This is a genomic window from Reyranella soli, assembly GCF_007992495.1.
Taxonomy (GTDB): Bacteria; Pseudomonadota; Alphaproteobacteria; order Reyranellales; family Reyranellaceae; genus Reyranella; species Reyranella soli.
On record NZ_BKAJ01000356.1, the window covers coordinates 1 to 1,426 of the forward strand.

Annotated in this window: 2 protein-coding genes; both read right to left on the bottom strand. The window is 68.7% G+C overall.

The features are described 5' to 3' along the window. A partial coding sequence (tnpC, locus tag RSO01_RS46730; protein WP_147157468.1) for an IS66 family transposase occupies positions 1–1,110 on the bottom strand: 1,110 nt, incomplete at its 3' end. Positions 1,111–1,215: 105 nt separating this feature from the next. Then, the coding region (tnpB, locus tag RSO01_RS46735) for an IS66 family insertion sequence element accessory protein TnpB (protein WP_147157467.1) at positions 1,216–1,426 on the bottom strand (211 nt) is incomplete at its 5' end.

The window sequence follows — 1,426 nt, forward strand, 5'->3', positions numbered from 1 at the left end:
GCGCAGCCACGGTTCGAGGTCTTCGACCAGAGGCCGGCTGCGCTCCTGGCGGACCGCACGACGTTGGTCGGCGGATCGGCCACGGATCTCGTCCTCGATCCGGTAGAGCGCTGCAATGCGCGTCAGCGCCTCAGCGGCGATCGGCGCTGGGCCAGCGTTGGCCAGCTCGTAGAAGTGACGACGCACGTGGCTCCAGCAGAAGGCAAGCCGCACGTCGCCCCGCTTGGCCAGCACCTTGTAGCCGCCGTAGCCGTCGACCTGCAGGATACCCTTGAAGCCGCTCAGGTGTGCGATCGGCCGCTCGGCCTTGCGATCCGGCGCGTAGACGTAGGCAACGCCCGGCGGATCCGTGCCGCCCCATGGACGGTCGTCCCTGGCATAGGCAAAGAGCTGACCGGTCTTGGTCCGGCCGCGCCCCGGATCGAGCACTGGCGCCGTCGTCTCGTCGGCGAACAGCTTCGGCGAGGCCTTCAGCTTGTCGAGCAGCCGCTCGTGCACGGGCCGCAGCAGGAAGGCCGCGCGCCCCACCCAGTCGGCCAGGGTCGAGCGATCCAGGGCAATGCCCTGGCGGGCATAGATCTGGGCCTGTCGATAGAGCGGAAGATGATCGGCGAACTTCGAGACCAGCACCTGGGCGACGGTCGCCTCGGTGGGCAGCCCGCCTTCGATCAGTCGGGCCGGAGCCGGCGCCTGCACCACCACATCCGTGCAAGCCCGGCAGGCATACTTCGGTCGGAGCACCACCAGCACTCGGAACTGGGCCGGCACGATGTCTAGGCGCTCCGAGACGTCCTCGCCGATGCGGTGCAATGTCCCCGCGCAGCATGGACAGACGGTGCTCGTCACATCGACCACCGTCTCGACCCGCGGCAGGTGTGCCGGCAGCGCGCCGCGGTTGGTGCGGCGCCGGGCAGCGCGCGCTTTGCGCTCGGCTGGGGTCTTCTGCTCGGACCCGGCCTGGCCCGACGCCGCTTCCTGCTCGGTATCCTCCAGCGCAAGCTGAAGCTGATCCTCGGACAGGCTTTCGGACCGCCGCCCGAAGCGATGACGTTGGAACTCCCGGACGATCTGGCGCAGCCGCTCGCTCTCCATCCGCTCAGCGATCAGCATCGCCTTGAGCAGGCCGGGATCGTCAGGCAGGGTATCGGCTTGCACGCTCACAAGCGCAGTGAATCATAGACGCCCGCAGCTTGCGACTGGTTTGCGCCAAGCGAGTCAACTCGTCGCCGTCGGCACGGCAGTGTGGCGGGGCTCGTGAACGCGCCGCCAGTCGAGCCCCTCGAGCAAGGCCTGTAGCTCCGCCGCGCTCAGTCGCAGGATCGTGTCCTGCACGCCGGGCCAACGGAACTTGCCATCCTCCAGCCGCTTGGCCACCAGCACCATGCCCGTGCCGTCCCAGAAGATCAGCTTGACCCGATCGGCACGC